The sequence below is a fragment of the Georgenia sp. Z1491 genome, assembly GCF_057652395.1.
The window spans coordinates 677,270-694,376 of record NZ_CM172729.1 but is presented as its reverse complement, the minus strand read 5'-3'; the positions used below and the strand labels follow the sequence as shown (position 1 = coordinate 694,376).

13 protein-coding genes and 1 pseudogene are annotated in these 17,107 nt (G+C 73.5%); 8 read left to right on the top strand and 6 right to left on the bottom strand.

Translation table 11 applies throughout. From position 1 onward, the window contains the following. Positions 1–14: 14 nt before the first annotated feature. From AC24HA_RS03260 to topA, 3 genes are all read right to left on the bottom strand, one after another. The gene (locus tag AC24HA_RS03260) at positions 15–1,199 is read right to left on the bottom strand and encodes a DNA polymerase III subunit delta' (RefSeq protein WP_425708043.1); all 1,185 of its coding nucleotides are present in this window, start codon (positions 1,197–1,199) and stop codon (positions 15–17) included. Next, on the bottom strand, positions 1,196–1,927 hold the full coding sequence (tmk, locus tag AC24HA_RS03255) for a dTMP kinase (protein WP_425708042.1): 732 nt from the start codon (positions 1,925–1,927) through the stop codon (positions 1,196–1,198). The genes AC24HA_RS03260 and tmk overlap by 4 nt, the downstream gene beginning before the upstream one ends. A gap of 62 nt (positions 1,928–1,989) precedes the next feature. Then, entirely contained in the window at positions 1,990–4,713 is a 2,724-nt protein-coding gene (gene topA / locus AC24HA_RS03250; RefSeq protein WP_425708041.1) for a type I DNA topoisomerase, read from the bottom strand. Between the two features lie 262 nt (positions 4,714–4,975). Between topA and AC24HA_RS03245 the strand changes: the two genes are divergently transcribed. From AC24HA_RS03245 to AC24HA_RS03230, 4 genes and pseudogenes are all read left to right on the top strand, one after another. Then, the gene (locus tag AC24HA_RS03245; RefSeq protein WP_425708040.1) at positions 4,976–6,178 is read left to right on the top strand and encodes a methyltransferase domain-containing protein; all 1,203 of its coding nucleotides are present in this window, start codon (positions 4,976–4,978) and stop codon (positions 6,176–6,178) included. Positions 6,179–6,467: 289 nt separating this feature from the next. Continuing rightward, positions 6,468–7,229 carry an alpha/beta fold hydrolase gene (locus AC24HA_RS03240; RefSeq protein ID WP_425708039.1) on the top strand — a complete coding sequence of 254 codons (762 nt, stop codon included), beginning with the start codon at positions 6,468–6,470 and terminating at the stop codon, positions 7,227–7,229. Positions 7,230–7,232: 3 nt separating this feature from the next. Then, positions 7,233–7,664: a winged helix-turn-helix transcriptional regulator gene (locus AC24HA_RS03235; protein ID WP_425708038.1), complete on the top strand. Its 432-nt coding sequence runs from the start codon at positions 7,233–7,235 to the stop codon at positions 7,662–7,664. Between the two features lie 458 nt (positions 7,665–8,122). After that, a pseudogene (locus tag AC24HA_RS03230) lies at positions 8,123–8,434 on the top strand (23S rRNA (uracil(747)-C(5))-methyltransferase); the annotation flags it as partial. Positions 8,435–8,639: 205 nt separating this feature from the next. On the opposite strand, the gene AC24HA_RS03225 reads toward AC24HA_RS03230, so the two are convergent. Then, positions 8,640–9,656, bottom strand: coding sequence for an LLM class flavin-dependent oxidoreductase (locus AC24HA_RS03225; protein ID WP_425708037.1), 1,017 nt, complete (start codon positions 9,654–9,656; stop codon positions 8,640–8,642). A 156-nt stretch (positions 9,657–9,812) separates the two neighbouring features. On the opposite strand from AC24HA_RS03225, the gene AC24HA_RS03220 reads away from it, so the two are divergent. Together AC24HA_RS03220 and AC24HA_RS03215 are read left to right on the top strand one after the other, a co-directional pair. Beyond that, positions 9,813–10,409: a CGNR zinc finger domain-containing protein gene (locus tag AC24HA_RS03220; RefSeq protein ID WP_425708036.1), complete on the top strand. Its 597-nt coding sequence runs from the start codon at positions 9,813–9,815 to the stop codon at positions 10,407–10,409. A 35-nt stretch (positions 10,410–10,444) separates the two neighbouring features. Then, positions 10,445–11,014 carry a dihydrofolate reductase family protein gene (locus AC24HA_RS03215; RefSeq protein ID WP_425708035.1) on the top strand — a complete coding sequence of 190 codons (570 nt, stop codon included), beginning with the start codon at positions 10,445–10,447 and terminating at the stop codon, positions 11,012–11,014. Positions 11,015–11,146: 132 nt separating this feature from the next. Here AC24HA_RS03215 and AC24HA_RS03210 read toward each other — a convergent pair whose 3' ends face one another. Together AC24HA_RS03210 and AC24HA_RS03205 are read right to left on the bottom strand one after the other, a co-directional pair. After that, the gene (locus AC24HA_RS03210; RefSeq protein WP_425708034.1) at positions 11,147–12,658 is read right to left on the bottom strand and encodes a methyltransferase; all 1,512 of its coding nucleotides are present in this window, start codon (positions 12,656–12,658) and stop codon (positions 11,147–11,149) included. Between the two features lie 137 nt (positions 12,659–12,795). After that, positions 12,796–15,093, bottom strand: coding sequence for a sodium-translocating pyrophosphatase (locus AC24HA_RS03205; protein ID WP_425708033.1), 2,298 nt, complete (start codon positions 15,091–15,093; stop codon positions 12,796–12,798). Between the two features lie 243 nt (positions 15,094–15,336). On the opposite strand from AC24HA_RS03205, the gene AC24HA_RS03200 reads away from it, so the two are divergent. Both AC24HA_RS03200 and AC24HA_RS03195 read left to right on the top strand, forming a co-directional pair. Then, positions 15,337–16,311 (top strand): hypothetical protein, encoded by a 975-nt coding sequence (locus tag AC24HA_RS03200; RefSeq protein ID WP_425708032.1) that lies wholly within the window; start codon positions 15,337–15,339, stop codon positions 16,309–16,311. A gap of 14 nt (positions 16,312–16,325) precedes the next feature. Then, the gene (locus AC24HA_RS03195) at positions 16,326–17,078 is read left to right on the top strand and encodes a hypothetical protein (protein WP_425708031.1); all 753 of its coding nucleotides are present in this window, start codon (positions 16,326–16,328) and stop codon (positions 17,076–17,078) included. Positions 17,079–17,107 lie beyond the last annotated feature (29 nt).

Sequence of the window (17,107 nt, the reverse complement as noted above, 5' to 3'; positions counted from 1 at the left end):
GCGTCCGTCGTCGCTCAGACCCGCTCGAGGTCGGTGCCCGACCACAGCTCGACCATGAGCGCCTCGGTCGCCAGCAGCGGCGGCACGTTGAGGGTGAGCCGGGTGCGGGCGGTCGCCACGGCGTCGAGGCGCCGCAGCGTGGTCTCGGCGGTCGACCCGCGGGCGAGCTCCGCGACGGCGTCGGCGGCCGACGCGTTGACCGGCTCGACCGCGGAGCCGAGCTGACGCAGGAGCACGTCCCGGTAGAGCGACATCAGAGCGAGCAGCGAGCCGTCGAGGACGTCGCGCTGCGCGCGGGTGGTGCGGCGCTTCTGGTCCTCCTCGAGCTGGCGGACCTGCGCGCGCAGCGCGGGCGGGAGCCGGGCGCCGTCCTCGACCCCGAGGGTGCGGAGCAGCTCGGCGCGCTCGGCGGCGTTGCGGTCCTCCGTGCTCGCCGCGGCGTCGGCGGCCGCGATCTCCACGAGCCGGGCGGCCGCGAGCACCGCGTCGCCCACCGAGCGCAGCTCGAGCGGGACCCGGAGCAGCGCGCTGCGCCGCTCGCGGGCGTCCTCGTGCAGGGCCAGGCGCCGGGCGAGGCCGATGTGGGACTGCGCGGCCCGCGCGGCCTCGAGGGCGACATCGGGGTCCGCGCCGTCGCGCCGTACCAGAAGGTCGGCGACCGCCAGGGGGTCGGGGATGCGCAGGTGGATCGACCGGCAGCGGGAACGGATCGTCGTCACGACGTCCCGCGGGCTCGGGGCGCACAGCAGCCACACCGTCCTCGGCGGCGGCTCCTCGATGGACTTCAGCAGCAGGTTGGAGGTCCGCTCGACCATGCGGTCCGCGTCCTCGACCACGACGACCCGCCACGGGGAGGACCCGGGCGCGCGCTGGGCGAGCGTGACGAGCTCGCGCACCTCGTCGATCGAGATCGTCACCTTCTCCGTGGCGAGCACGGTGACGTCGGCGTGCGTGCCGGCGAGCGCCGTCGTGCAGGCCGCGCACTCGCCGCACCCGGGCTCCCCCTCGGCGGTGCACATGAGCGCCGCGGCGAAGGCGCGGGCCGCCACGGAACGCCCCGAGCCCGGCGGGCCGGTGACGAGCCACGCGTGGGTCATCCCGGCGGCGCTCGCACCGTCGGCGCCCCGCGCCGCCCGGGCCGCGCCACGCAGCGTGTCCACGACCGCGTCCTGGCCCACCAGGCCGTCCCACACGCTCACGACGCCCCCTCCGCGCGGCCCGCGGCATCCGTACGGCCCGCGGCATCCGTACGGTTCCCGGCATACGTGCTGCTCCCGGCGTCCGTACTGCTCCCGGCGTCCCCGCGACTCACGGCCAGCACCGGGGCGAGGGCCGCGCGGACGCGCGCGTGCACCTGCTCGACCGTCCCGTCGGCGTCGACGACGACCACGCGGGCCGGATCGGCCTGGGCGATGCGGAGGAACTCCTCGCGCACCCGGGCGTGGAACGACTCCCCGGCGCGCTCGAGGCGGTCCGGCTCCCCCGGCCGCCTCGCGGCCGCGGCGGCGGGATCGACGTCGAGCAGGATCGTCACGTCCGGGACCAGGCCGTCGGTCGCCCACCGGGAGAGCTCGCGCACGTCGCCGGCCCCGAGGTCGCGGGCGGCGCCCTGGTAGGCGACCGAGGAGTCGACGAAGCGGTCGGTGACGACGACGGCGCCGCGCTCCAGCGCCGGACGCACGAGCGTGGCCACGTGGTGCGCGCGGTCGGCGGCGTACAGGAGCGCCTCCGCGCGAGGGTCGACGTGGTCGCCGTGCAGGATGAGCCGCCGGATCTGCGCCCCCAGCTCGGTGCCGCCGGGCTCCCGGGTGGCGACGGCCTCGCGCCCCTGCGCGGCGAGCCAGTCGACGAGCAGCCGCTGCTGGGTGGACTTGCCGGCGCCGTCGCCGCCCTCGAGGGAGATCAGGACTCCGGCAGGTGCGCTCACCGGCCCAGCGTAACGACGCCGGCCGTCACCTGTGCCGCGCCCGCCGGGGCCTGTGGACGCGGCTACTTCTTCCCCGTCGCGGGCTTCCTCGCCGCGGGCTTCTTGGCGGCCGGCTTCTTGGCGGGAGCCTTCCGGGCGGGCTTCTTGGCGGGGCCCTTGGCTCGTTTCTCCGCGAGCAGCTCGTAGGCGCGCTCGTTCGTCAGCGTCTCGATCGGATCGTCCTTGCGCAGCGTGGCGTTGGTCGTGCCGTCCGTGACGTAGGGGCCGAAGCGGCCGTCCTTCACGATCACCGGCTTCTCCGAGACGGGGTCGGTGCCGAGCTCCTTGAGCGGGGGCCGGGCGGTCGCGCCGCGGCGACGCTTGGGCTGGGCGTAGATCTCGAGGGCCTGCTCGAGCGTGAGGCCGAAGATCTGGTCCTCGGTCTCGAGGGACCTCGAGTCGGTGCCCTTCTTGAGGTAGGGGCCGTAGCGGCCGTTCTGCGCCGTGATGTCCTCCCCGCTCGCGGGGTCCTGACCGATCACGCGGGGCAGCGACAGCAGCCTGAGGGCGTCGTCGATGTCGACGGTCGCCAGGTCCATGTCCTTGAACAGGGAGGCGGTGCGCGGCTTGGGCTGGCCCGGCTTCTTCCGTCCGGACGCCGTCCGCTCGGGCTCGGGCAGCACCTCGGTGACGTAGGGGCCGAAGCGGCCGTTCTTCGCGATGATCGTGTGCCCGGTCTCCGGGTCCTCGCCCAGCTCGCGGCCGTCGTCGGCCTGGGCCTCGAGCAGCTCCTTCGCCCTGGCGACGCTCAGCTCGTCGGGGGCGACGTCGTCGGGGATCGACGCGCGGCGCCCCACGGGCGCGGCACCGTCCTCGCCCGGCTTCGCGTCCGCGGCCGGGGCCTCCTCGACGTAGGGGCCGTACCGGCCGACGCGGACCGTGATCCCCTCGCCGATGTCGATCGAGTTGACGGCGCGGGCGTCGATGTCGCCGAGCCCCTCGACGAGGGCCCGCAGGCCCTCGCGGCCCTCGCCGCCCCGGTAGAAGTGGGCGAGCCAGTCGGTCCGGTCGAGCTCGCCGGTGGCGATCCGGTCCAGGTCGGACTCCATCTCGGCGGTGAAGTCGTAGTCGACGAGGCGCGGCAGGTTCTCCTCCAGGAGGCGCACCACGGAGAACGCGAGCCAGCTCGCGACGAGCGCCTGCCCGCGGCGGGTGACGTAGCCGCGGTCCGTGATCACGCCGATGGTCGCGGCATACGTCGAGGGGCGGCCGATGCCGCGCTCCTCGAGCGCCTTGACCAGGGAGGCCTCCGTGTACCGCGGCGGCGGCGTGGTCTCGTGGCCCGAGGCCTCGGCACCCAGGACGTCGAGCACGTCGCCCGAGGACACGTCCGGCAGGCGGGTCTCGCCGTCCTTGTCGCGGTGCCGCTCGTCGTCGCGCCCCTCCTCGTAGGCCGCGAGGAACCCGCGCTCGGTGATGACGGTGCCCGAGGCGGTGAGGATCGCGCGCTCGGCGTCGGCCTCGCTGCCCGTGAGGTCGGCGGCGACCCGCAGGGTGGCGGTCGAGCCGGTGGCGTCGATCATCTGGGAGGCGACCGTGCGCTTCCAGATGAGGTCGTACAGGCGCAGGGCGGCCGGGTCGAGCTGGGACGCCAGCTCGTCCGGGGTGCGCATCTGGTCCCCGGCGGGGCGGATGGCCTCGTGCGCCTCCTGGGCGCCCTTGGCCTTGCCCGCGTAGAGCCGCGGCTTGTCGGGGATGCTCGCGGGGCCGTACAGCTCGGTGGCCCGGCGCCGCGCGGCGCCGACCGCCTCGGAGGACAGGTTCGTGGAGTCCGTCCGCATGTACGTGATGAAACCGTTCTCGTACAGGCCCTGCGCCACGCGCATCGCCTCGCGGGAGGCGAGGCGGAGCTTGCGGGACGCCTCCTGCTGGAGCGTCGACGTGGTGAACGGTGCGGCGGGACGCCGGCGGTAGGGCTTGGTCTCCACGCCCTCGACGGCACTGGTCGCCCCGCGCAGGGCGGTCGCCACCGCGGTCGCCGAGGCCTCGTCGAGCACGACGACGCCGCGGGCCCTCTCGGTGAGCACGCCGTCGTCGCCGAAGTCGCGGCCGGTGGCCACGCGGGCGCCGTCGAGCTCGACCAGGCGGGCGTCGAAGGACTCCGGCGCGTCCGGCGCCGTGTAGGTGCCCTGCACGGACCAGTAGGAGGCGGCGCGGAACGCCATGCGCTCGCGCTCGCGCTCGACGACCAGGCGGGTGGCGACGGACTGCACGCGGCCGGCGGACAGCCCCGAGCGGACCTTGCGCCACAGCAGCGGCGAGACCTCGTAGCCGACGAGGCGGTCGAGGATCCGGCGGGTCTCCTGCGCGTCGACGAGCGGGGCGTCGATCTCGCGGGGGCTCTCCAGGGCGCGGTTGATCGCGTCGTTGGTGATCTCGTGGAAGACCATCCGGTAGACGGGGATCTTCGGGTTGAGCACCTGGTGCAGGTGCCAGGCGATGGCCTCGCCCTCCCGGTCCTCATCAGTGGCGAGGTAGAGCTCGTCGGCGTCCTTCATCTTGCGCCTGAGCTCGGCGACCTTCTTCTTCTTGTCGGCGTCGACCACGTAGTACGGCTCGAAGTCGCCCTCGACGTCGACGGCGAACTTCCCGTACGGCCCCTTCTTCATGTCCGCGGGCAGCTCGGAGGGCTGCGGGAGGTCGCGCACGTGCCCGATCGAGGCCTCGACCTCGAAGTCGGGGCCGAGATAGCCGCCGATGGTGCGGGCCTTGGCGGGCGACTCGACGATGACGAGCTTGCGGGGCATGCGCGGGGCGATCCTTACCGATGGGGGCTGGGCGGGCGGGGCTGTGCCGGGACGGGCTGTGCCGGCACGGGCTGGTCGGCCTGGCCCGACCGTAACAGCGACCTCCCGCGACGACGCGGGCCGGCCCGGCCGATGGTAGGCGACGGCGGCCCGGCGAGGGGACGACGGCCGCTCGTGGGTGACGCCGCCGAGGCGTCGGCGTCGGCGTCGGCGTCGGCGTCGGCGTCGGCGTCGGCGTCGGCGTCGGGGATACCGTGCGCGGGTGAGGTGCGAGTACTTCGACGACGGGCGCTGCCGCTCGTGCACCTTCCTGCGCACCCCCTACCCCGAGCAGCTTGCCACCAAGGTCCGCGCCCGGCGCGAGCTGCTCACCTCGGTGCCGGCAGGCGCCTGGTTGGAGCCGGTGGCCTCGGCCGACGAGGGCTTCCGGAACAAGGCGAAGATGGTCGTGGCCGGGCGGACGGGCGCGCCGACGCTCGGCATCCTCGACCCGGCGGGCGCCGGCGTGGACCTGCGCGGCTGCCACCTCTACCCGCCGCCGATCACCGAGGCGCTGCCCGTGGTCGCGGACATGATCGCCCGGGCCGGGCTCGTCCCCTACGACGTGCCCGGTCGCCGCGGCGAGCTCAAGCACGTCCTCGTGACCGTCTCGCCGGCGGGTGAGCTGATGATGCGGTTCGTGCTCCGCTCGCGCGACCAGCTCGGCCGGATCCGCAGGCATCTGCCCCGGCTGCTGTCCGACCTGCCGAACCTGGCCGTGGTCACCGTCAACCTGCTGCCCGCCCACGTGGCGCTGCTCGAGGGCGAGGAGGAGATCGTGCTCACCGAGCGGTCGGCGTTGCCGATGCGGCTCTCGCTGCCCGGCGGGCCGCTCGATCTGGAGCTGCCGCCGCGCTCGTTCTTCCAGACGAACACGGCGATCGCCGAGGCCATGTACGGCCAGGCTGCGGCGTGGGCGGCCGAGATCGGGCCGGGGACCGCGTGGGACCTGTACTGCGGGGTGGGCGGGTTCGCCCTCGCCGTCGCGAAGGTCGGCACGGGGGCCGGCGAGGGTGCAACGGCAGACGCAACAGTCGGCGCCGGCGCGGCCCGCTCGCCACGGGTGGTCGGCATCGAGTCCTCTCCCGACGCCGTCGCCGGGGCCCGAGCGGCCGCCGCGCGTGGCGGCGTCGCCGATCGGGTGACCTTCGCCGACGGTGACGCGACCGCCTGGGCGCTGGCGTCGTCGTCGGGGGCCCCGGACCTCGTGGTGGTCAACCCGCCGCGGCGCGGGCTCTCCGAGGAGCTCGCCGGACGGCTCGAGGGCTCGGGCGCGGGTCACGTCCTGTACTCCTCGTGCAACGCGACGACGCTCGCGCGGGACCTGGGGCGGATGCCGTCGCTGGCGCCCGTCGCGGCGCGACTGTTCGACATGTTCCCGCACACCGCCCACGACGAGGTCATGGTGCTGCTCGAGCGAGTCTGAGGTCACCCTGTCTGGGGCCCCGGCACCGCAGCTTCTCGGCGCCCCCGCCTGTCTCGCCGAGGCAGTCGGCAACGCGCCCAGTCAGTGCCCCGGTCGACCGACTCGATGGATAGCTGACTGACTCGGCGAAGTCGTCGAGCGCGGGCTTCTCCGCGAGGTAGAGCGACTTCTCGTCGGACAGCTCCCGATCGAGACTCAGGCGTCGCGCCGCCGCGCACTGCTTGTGATTTGCTACCAGTTGCGAATAACGTAGAACTGCTCGTGAATCACGACCAGCAAGGAGGAGAACATGATCGCATCGGCAGCGACGACCGTCCTGGTTCCAGGCGCATGGATGGGCGGGTGGATCTGGGAGCCGACCGTGGAGCGCCTACGCGACCGAAGTATCGACGCCGAGACGATCTCGCTCGGAGGCCTGCAGCCCCACGAGTCCAGCGCAGACATCGCCGCCGTTCGCCTCGACGACCACGTCCGGCAGCTCGTCGAGCTCGTCGAATCCAAGGGCTCCCGACCTGTCATCCTCGTCTCGCACTCCTACTCCGGCATCGTCACTGCGTCCGCCGCGGACCGGCTCGGTGACCAGGTGCTCGGACTCATCCATGTGGGCGCGTTCGTGCCGACGTCCAGGCGCTCGCTGCTCGATGACTGGGGTAGCTCCGACAATGAGCGCGCCCGGGAGCGCGCGGACATCGAAGCGGCGGGTGGCCTGTGGCTCGCCCCTGCTCGAGAGATGCTCGACCACGAGGCAGACCTCGCACCGAGCGACCGCGACTTCCTGGCCGCGAGGTTCACGCCTCATCCCGGGCGGACAATCCTCGACCCCGCCGAGCTGTCTGCACCGGTCGAGCACCAGCCCTCGACCTACGTCGCCCTGACGCCGAGCGGCGGCCTCGAACAGGCATGGAACGGGGCGCCTCCGGTAGCGAAGACCGCCTCAGAGTGGCGACGGAAACACATCGTCAGCGGACACTGGCCGATGGTCTCGGCCCTCGATGCCACGGTCGACCTGCTCGAGGCGGAGATCCACCACTACGACACGACGCAGGGCTGAGGCGTGGCGACGACCGGACGATCCGGCTGCCCGATCAATCTCGCCGTCGAGTTGTTCGGCGACCGATGGACGCTGCTCATCCTGCGCGACATCGTCTTCGACGACCGCCGCCACTTCCGTGAGCTCCTGCGCGGATCGGACGAGAGGATCACGAGCAGCGTCCTCGCCGACCGGCTCGACCGCCTGACCGAGTCAGGGATCCTCACCCGATCGGGCGATCCGACGCACAAGCAGAAGGCCATCTACAGCCTCACCGATCGTGGCGTGGACCTGGTCCCCGTGCTGGCGACGATCGGGAACTGGGGCGCGACGCACTGCCCGGCAGACCCCGACCGGGCAGCATCCGCCCGCGAGCTGCACTACGAGCTGCCCGAAACCTGGGCGGCACTGATGGACTCCCTCCGAGCGGGCCATCTTCGGGTGGACGCGCCCTGAGCGTCGAGCGGTGCGAACTGTCATCTGCGCGGGCAGAGCCGCCTCGATGTCCCGCGGTCCTTCCAGTCCTCCCCCAGGCCGGCACCGGACGCGAGCGGGCCGACCACGGCGATCGCGATGCCGGCGGTCTGATTGTGTCGGCGCTATGTGGTCGCCCCCAGCTGACGACGATGACGAGGGTGCAGGCAGCTTAGTGTCAGGCGGGACGCAGGAACACCTCCCGCTCAAGCCGATTCGCGACCGTGCCGCCAACCCCCTGGTCCTCGGCGTGCAGCCGATCGAGCGCTCAGAGCCGGATGAGGGAGGAGACCGGGAGATTGGCCTCCGTGACCGCCCGCTGCAACCGCCCGTGCTCTCCGTCGGAGAGACGCACGCACACAACGGTGCCGCGACCGGCATTGGGCCGACCTGCCCGGACACGTACGGGCAGTTACTCGGTCGTCTCGTAGTTCTCGGCCGCCGCGCGTGGCGGCGTCGCCGATCGGGTGACCTTCGCCGACGGTGACGCGACCGCCTGGGCGCTGGCGTCGTCGTCGGGGGCCCCGGACCTCGTGGTGGTCAACCCGCCGCGGCGCGGGCTCTCCGAGGAGCTCGCCGGACGGCTCGAGGGCTCGGGCGCGGGTCACGTCCTGTACTCCTCGTGCAACGCGACGACGCTCGCGCGGGACCTGGGGCGGATGCCGTCGCTGGCGCCCGTCGCGGCGCGACTGTTCGACATGTTCCCGCACACCGCCCACGACGAGGTCATGGTGCTGCTCGCGCGGTCCTGACGGCGTCCAGCTCGGGGCCGGTCACCCGCAACTTCTCGGCGCCCCCGCCCCGCCCGCCGGCCGCCCCCCACCCCGCCCGTCTCGCCGAGGCAATCGGCAACGTGCCCAGTCAACCGCCCTCGTCGACCGACTCGATGGATAGCTGACTGACTCGGCGACATGGGGTTCAGGAGAGCCAAGGGAGCCAGGGCATCTCGCCGGCCGCTCAGTCCCGACCGAGCGCTGGCGCGACGTGCCGCACGATGCTCTCCAGAAGGGCCGCGTTGTAGTCCACGCCCAGCATGTTGGGCACGGTGACGAGCAGGGTGTCGGCCGCCTGGACCGCGGCGTCGGCGGCGAGCTCCGCGGCGACGACGTCGGGCTCGTCGGCATACGTGCGGCCGAACCGGGAGCGCACGCCCTCGAGGACGCCGACCTGGTCCTCGCTGTCCTCGCTGCGCGAGCCGAAGTAGCGGCGGTCGAGGTCGGAGACGATCGGGAACACCGAGCGGGAGACGGAGACGCGGGGCTCCCAGTCGCGGCCCTCCTCGGCCCAGGCGTCGCGAAACACCTGGATCTGCTCGGCCTGGAGCTCGTCGAACGGCACGCCCGTGTCCTCGGTGAGCAGCGTGGAGGACATGAGGTTGTACCCCTCCTCGGCGGCCCAACGCGCGGTGGCCCGGCTGCCGGCGCCCCACCACAGGCGCCGGTCGAGGCCGTCGGACAGGGACTGGACCGCGAGCGGCACGCTCTGCCCGGTCTGGCCGGGGTCGGACATGACGACGCCGGCGCCGCGGATCGCCTGACGCGCGATGTCGGCCTTGGTGCGGGCGACGTCGGCCATGGTCTGCCCCTCCGGCGCCCGGTAGCCGAAGGCCGCGGCGCCGTCCTGCGCGGGCTCCGGGGAGCCCCGCGAGATGCCGAGCTGGAGACGGCCGCCGGCGATGAGGTCCGTGGCCGCGGCCTCCTCCGCGAGGTAGAGCGGGTTCTCGTAGCGCATGTCGATCACGCCGGTGCCCATCTCGATGCGGGACGTGCGCGCTGCGATCGCCGCGAGCAGCGGGAACGGGGACGCGAGCTGCGGCGCGAAGTGGTGCACCCGCAGGTAGGCGCCGTCGATGCCGATCTCCTCGGCGGCCTCCGCGAGCTCGATGGTCTGCAGGTGGGCGTCGGCGGCCGTGCTCACGGCGCTGCCGCCGACGTCCCGCCAGTTCCCGAAGGTGAGGAATCCGATGCGCTTCACTGCTGGGTCAACTCCGTGGCGGCGTGGTTGTTCCCGCGCTCGCGCGGCCTCCCCTGTGTCTCGTCGAGCGGGACAGGCACTGGACCTCCGACCGAACCGTTGACGACCCGGCGCACCGTCCGTAACCTCATTAGACAGTTACCGGAGGTGATGGTCATGGCGGAACGCATCCGCACGTGGGACGGGCAGTCGTGGACGTTCGACTCGGGCGCGCTGTTCCTCGACTACGTCTACACCGGCGAGTTCGGGGTCGGACAGTGGCGGGACGGCATCATCTCCACCGCCGACGAGCTCGACGGCTGGCTCGGCGAACACCTCGGGCGGCCGCTGCTGCCGCTGACCGACGAGGAGCTCGCCGCGGCCCTCGACCTGCGCGACCGCCTCACCCGGCTCGTCCGTTCGGCCGCCGGGGTCAGCAACGGCAGTGGCACGGCCTCCCCCGACGACGACCTCCCCCACCTCGCCGAGCTGGCCGCCCAGCCCGACCTGCCGCCGGTGTTCCCAGGCCACGAACCGCCCACCGACCCGGCCGCCTGCCAGGCGCTCGCGACCATCGCCCGGGACGCGCTCGTCCACCTCCGTGACGACACGGATCGCCTCCGGAACTGCGACGGCCACGGTTGCCCGATGGTCTTCCTCGACCTCTCGCGCGGCGGCCGGCGCACCTGGTGCTCGATGGCCCGCTGCGGAAACCGCGCCAAGGTCCGCGCCTTCCGAGATCGCCAGGCCATGCAGGAGATGCCCGTTCAGTGAACGTCCATGCAGGGACCGACAAGGGAGCCGGCGACATGACACGCAGAATCGTCATCACGGAGAACATCACCCTGGACGGGGTCGTCGAGAACGACGGGTCGTGGTTCGACCCGACTGACGACTCGACCCAGGGCCGGCAGCTCGCGGAGATCACGCGTGAGCACGCGGCCGCCTCGGACGGCTTCCTCGTCGGGCGCATCACGTTCGAGGAGATGCGCGGCTTCTGGCCGCAGCGGGTGGACGATACGACCGGCGTGACGAACCACCTCGACCGTGTGGAGAAGTACGTCGTCTCCGCGAGCCTCGAGAACCCGGGCTGGGACGGCACGACCGTCCTGCGCGGCGGTGACGACCTCGACTCCCAGATCAGCGAGCTGACCTCCCGCGAGGGCGCCGACATCGTGCTGACAGGCAGCATCTCGCTCGCCCAGCAGCTGCTCGCCCGCGGCACGGTCGACGAGCTGCGGCTGTTCGTCTACCCGGTCGTCGTCGGCACCGGTCGTCGCCTGTTCACCGACGCGCACGAGCTGCGTGACTTGGAGCTCGCCGAGACCCGCTCGTTCGACGCGGGCGTCGTCCTGCTCCGCTACACGCGTCGCAGCTGACCCACGGTCGCGTAGCCCTGACGACCGGAGAAGCCCGACGAGCGAGGGGCCCGAGCACGAGTGCAGGGATCCAGTCCCCTCACTCGTCGGTCGACCCCCGCACCGGTGGGGGTACGTCACCCGTCCGCCCGGTCAGGCAGGGGCGAGCATCCCCGTCTCGATCAGCTCGCGCAGCTGGGGGACCAGCTCGGTCCGCAGACCGGTCGCGTCGACGTCCAGGAGCCCGGCCACGGCGTCGACGAGTACACCGAGCGGCAGCTCCCCGTCGCAGGCCCCGACGACGGCGGACAGACCGGTCGAGGCGCGCACCGTCCGCGCGTATCCCCCGCCCTGGACGAGCTCGATGACCTCGGGCTGGCCCGCGCCGGGCCGATGATGACGGACCTCGGTGACGTCCGCGGCGACGACGACTGTGGCCGCGAGCAGGGCCTCGTCGTCGACGAGCGCGGGGCGCAGGAGGGCGACGGCGTCGAGCACGGCGGCGACGTGGTCGCCGAGCCGCCCGCTGCCCAGCCCGTCCGCGTCCTCGAGGCGGCGCCACGGCGCGCCGGCCGGCTCGTCCGCGCCCGGGCGGCGCACGGTGACGTGCCCCATGCCGATGGCGCTCACGCCGCGGTCCTCAAGGTCACCGAGCCAGCGCGCGGCCTGCGCCTCGAACTCCTCCCGGCCGGCGGCGGGGTGGGCACCGCCGTCGCGCAGCCAGGTGTCGACGTAGGTCGCGGGGTCCGCGGCGTCGCGCTGGACGACCCACAGGTCGAGGTCGGTATCGACCCAGCCGCCGACCCGCTGGCGCCAGTCCTCGCCGCCCAGGTGCTCCCAGTTCGCGAGCAGCTGGGCCGTGCCGCCGGGCGCGAGGTGCTCACCGACGCCGCGGAGGAGCTCGGCGACCAGGGCGTCGCCCGCGGCCCCGCCGTCGCGGTAGGTGGTGCGCTCGGCGCCGGTGCGGCCGGAGACGACGAACGGCGGGTTGGAGACGATCCGGTCGAACTGGCCGCGGACGGGCTCGAACAGGGATCCCCGCCACAGGTCGATGCTCACGGCGCTGAGGTCGGCGCCGAGGCCGGTGAGGGCGAGCGCGCGCGGGTTGACGTCGGTGGCGACGACGCGGGCCCCCGCGGCGGCGGCCCGCAGCGCGAGGTAGCCGCCGCCGGTGCCGACGTCGAGCAGCCGGTCCCCCGGGCGGGGCCGCACGGTGAGCGTGTCGAGGGTGCGGGTGGCGGCGCCGACGCCGACGACGTGCTCCGGTCCGGGCGCGACGCCGGGGACCAGGCGGTCGGACACCGCCCAGCCGGTCCGGTCCCCGAGGTCGACAGGGGCGACGGTAACGAGCGGCGTCACCGTCGTCCCGTCGGACTCCGTCAGGCCGAGGGCGACGAGAAGGACGACGACGTCCGGCTCCCCCGTCGGTCCGCGCGACGTCAGGTCGGCCGCGTCGACGCGCTCGCCGAGCACGAAGAGCCGGACCCAGACTGCGAGCTCCTGGTCCGCGGTGCCGGCGGCGTCGAGCGCGGCGCGCGCCGGCACGCGGCTTCCGGTCGCGAGCAGCGTCTCGGCCAACGGACCGAGGAGCCGGGCGACGCCGTCGGGGGTGAATCCGGCGTGCCGCCACGCGGCGGCGAGCGTCTCCTCGGGAAGCGGCTGCACCCCTCGAGCGTAGGGCGAGCCGCTTCCCCAGGCGGGCACGTGGCGCAGGCGGGCACGAGCCGCAGGCAGTCACCAGGCGCGGGCGGTCAGGAGGCACAGGCGGTCAGGAGGCGCCGACGGCGTCGTGGCGCCGGCGGTCAGGAGATCCCGGCGTCGGCCAGCTCGCGCTCCTCGGCGCGGACCGCCCGCCTCCGGGACACGAGCACGGCACCGACGGCGACGAGCCCGGCCACGGTCGCGAGCCCGATCCGCAGCGCGTGGTTGGCGTCGGCGGGGACGGACCACTCGACGACCAACGGCGCGATGAGCAGGGCGACGAGGTTCATCACCTTGATGAGCGGGTTGATCGCGGGGCCGGCGGTGTCCTTGAACGGGTCGCCCACGGTGTCGCCGATGACCACGGCCTCATGCTGCGCGCTGCCCTTGCCGCCGTGGTGGCCGTCCTCGACGATCTTCTTCGCGTTGTCCCAGCTGCCGCCGGAGTTCGCGAGGAAGACGGCCATGAGGACGCCGGTGGCGATGGTGCCGGCGAGGAAGCCCGCGAGCGGCCCGACCCCGAGACCGAAACCCACGGCGATCGGGGCGAGCGCGGCGAGCAGACCCGGGGTGGCGAGCTCACGCAGCGAGTCGCGGGTGCAGATGTCGACGACCTTGCCGTACTCGGGGCGCTGCTCCCCGGTCATGATGCCGGGCAGGTCGCGGAACTGGCGGCGCACCTCGCGCACGATCGCCCCGGCGGAGCGGGTCACGGCGTCGATCGTCAGCCCGGAGAAGAGGAAGACCGTGGCGGCACCGAGGATGACGCCGACCAGCGTGACCGGGCTGATGAGCTCGTAGCTCATCATCGCGCCGACGATGCCGCCCGCCTCGGCGCGGCCCTCCTCGGCGAGGCCGGCCACGGCGGTGGACACCACGTCGGCGTAGGAGCCGAACAGGGCGGTGGCCGCGAGGACCGCGGTGGCGATCGCGATGCCCTTGGTGATGGCCTTCGTCGTGTTCCCCACGGCGTCGAGGTCGGTGAGGATCTGGGCACCCTCCTCGTCGACCTCGCCGGACATCTCGGCGATGCCCTGAGCGTTGTCCGAGACCGGGCCGAAGGTGTCCATCGCCACGATGACACCCACCGTGGTGAGCAGGCCGCAGCCCGCGAGCGCCACGAGGAACAGGGCCAGCCACACCGACCCGCCCGCGAGGAGGAAGCACCCGCAGATCGCGGCGGCGATGACGCCGGCGGTGTAGACGGCGGACTCGAAGCCCACCCCGATGCCGGCGAGGACGACCGTGGCCGCACCGGTGCGGGAGGTGGCGGCGACCCGCTTCGTGGGGCTCGTGCCGGTACCGGTGTAGAAGCCGGTGAGCCAGAGGATGACCCCGGCGAGCGCCACGCCGATGAGCACGGCGAGCGAGGCGACCACGCGGGGGTCGTCGATCGGGACGTCCGTGATGGTCCCGGTGGTGCCGACGGTGTCGGCGAAGGAGGCGGGCAGGTAGGCGAACGCGGCGATCGCGGCGAGGACGACGCCGGCCACGGCCGCCGTGTAGAAGCCGCGGTAGATCGCCTTGAGGCCCGACTCCGTGCCGCGCACCCGGGTGGTGAGGACGCCGAGGACGGCGACGACGGCGCCCACCGCGGTGACGAGCAGCGGCAGGATCATGCCGTGCTCGCCGAGGGCGGCGCGACCCAGGATGAGGGAGGCGACGAGCGTGACCGCGTAGGACTCGAAGAGGTCGGCCGCCATGCCGGCGCAGTCGCCCACGTTGTCGCCCACGTTGTCCGCGATCGTGGCGGCGTTGCGGGGGTCGTCCTCGGGGATGCCCTGCTCGACCTTGCCGACGAGGTCGGCGCCGACGTCCGCGGCCTTGGTGAAGATCCCGCCGCCGACCCGCATGAACATCGCGAGCAGGGCGGCGCCGAAGCCGAAGCCCTCGAGCACGACCGGCGCGTCGGTGCCGTAGACGACGACGGTGAGCGCGGCCCCGAGCAGCCCGAGGCCGACGACGCTCATGCCGACGGCGCCGCCGGTGCGGAACGCGATCCGCGCCCCCTCGGCGCGGCCGTCGGCGCGGGTCGCCGCCGCGGCCACCCGTACGTTGGCCCGCACGGCGAGCCACATGCCGAGGTACCCGATCGCCGCGGAGAACGCCGCGCCCACGAGGAACGCGACCGATCGGCCGATGCGGACGTCCATGTCGCCCGGCAGCAGGAGGAGCAGCCCCGTGATGACGACGACGAACACCCCCAGGGTGCGGAACTGCCGGGCCAGGTAGGCGGATGCGCCCTCCTGGACCGCCCGGGCGATGGAGACCATGTTCTCGCTGCCGGACCGTTCGGCGAGCACCTGTCGCCGCAGCACGACGGCGAACGCGAGCGCCCCGATCGCGAGGACGCCGACGCACACGGCGATGACGAGGGACGAGGTCGAGAGATCCTGCACGGGTCCTCCACGGTGAGGAGCGCCGCGAACGGCGCTGACGAGGGCCGGTACCGGAGGGCCGTCGGCGGCGACGTCGCGGCCGCCCCCCGGGGCCGGCTGATCTTCTCAGGAGGGTAACTGACGCGGAGCGATGCGTCCTCCCAGGTGGGCGCGGCACGCCGCGGGGCCCGGGCAGAGCTCCCCCGGTGAGCGCTCCCCTCCGCCGGCGTGGTGGCCGCGCCCACGCTGGGGCATCCTCCCGGCATGAGCACCGCATCCGTCCCCGGCGACAGCGCACCACCGAGCCTTCCCCGCGGCACCGTCCGCCACCGCCGTACGGTGCTCGTCGCCGCTCTCGGCGTCGGCCTGCTCGCGGGGTGCGCGGGGACCGACACCGAGCCGGGGACCGAGGGCCCGGGCACCGGAGGCTCGGAGGGCACGGGGACCGAGGGCACGGGCACGCAGGGGCCGGGCACGGGAGGCTCGAGCTTGACCGAGGATCTCCCGGCCCCCTACGGCGACGCGCTGATCTTCTCGAGCAGCGCCGAGAGCCTCTGCCACGTCCCGACGAACCAGGTCGAGGACATCTACGTGAACGGCCCCGACCCGACCGACCTCTGGCACGACCACGGCGGCGTGCGCGCGAGCGGTCCGGCCCACGCGGCGTCGGCTCATGCGGCAACTGCCCAGGCACCGACGGCCCATGCTGCGACAGCGCCCGCCCCGCGCACTCTGATCCTGCCGGACGAGGGCGTCGTCGAGGAGGTGAGCGTCGAGGTCGTCTCCGCCCCGGACGACCCGATCCTCGAGCTCGAGATCACCCTCACCGGCCCCGAGCAGGAGCAGCCGTACCTGACGGACGCGGTCAGCGTCTCGTTCCTCACGCCCGATGACGACCGTCGCTGGGTCGGCTTCTCCGCGCACGACGGGGAGCTGACCCGCACCATCCAGCTGGACGAGCCGATCGCGCCGTCCCCCGGCGGGACGAGCACGCGGGTCCAGGTGGTGCCGGTGGCATGCCCCACGGACGTCGAGGAGGACGCCGAGTTCACGGCGCAGCCCCTGGCGGACGGGACGTACACGATGACGGTCTTCGGCAGCGCACAGCTCGCCGAGGGCCCCGAGGACGACGAGCGCACCGGGCATGCGATGTGGGGACAGGAGCAGACCACCGTGACCGTCACGGACGCCGTCGTCGAGGGCATCGGCTACTCCGGCGAGAACGCCTACAGCGACTAGCACAGGAGCTCCCGATGACCGCAGCAGCACGGCACGGCCGCGCGCGAGGGCGCGTCGCCCCCACCGACCCGGGCGTTGCACCCCCCGTTCGATCTCGGTCCGTCGTCCGTGCGCTCGCGCTCGGATCGATGCTCGTGCTGGGCGCCTGCGACACGGGCCCACCGGCGGGCTCCTACCCGCCGGACCGGTCCGACCACCCGGACGGGTCCGACCACCCGGACGGGTCCGACCCGCCGTCTGCCCCCGGTGAGGTCGCGTACTCGGAACGAGCGCAGGAGGTGTGCGGGACGCTGATCGACGACGTCTACCGACCCCGGGGCGACACCAGCGCCGTCGACCACGTGGCGGTCCGCCTGCTCGACGGCTCGACGCCGGCCCGTCTCGGCCTGGAGGTCGAGCTCGGCGGACCGGGCTACACCTCCACCGACCTGTTCGCACACACCGTCTTCGTCGTTCTCGTCGACCCCGTCAGCGACGAGGTCGTCGCCGTTCTCGCCGGGGACGACGAGACGGTCACGTACGCCGGCCTCGAGGAGCCGATCGAGATCGGCGCACCGGCCACCTCCACCACGACCGTGTTCCCCATGCCCTGCGGGGACCACGAGACGGGGGAGACGGTCGCCGTCACGCCTCTGCCCGACGGGGAGTACGAGCTGGTCATCGAGGGGCATCTCACCTCGCCGAACACGGCGTTCGAGCGGCCGATCAGCTGGGCGGCCGAGCCGATCCGCGTCGAGGTGGCGGACGGGGTGATCGCCGCGGACTGATCACGCTCCCGCCACCGCCGCCTGGGCAC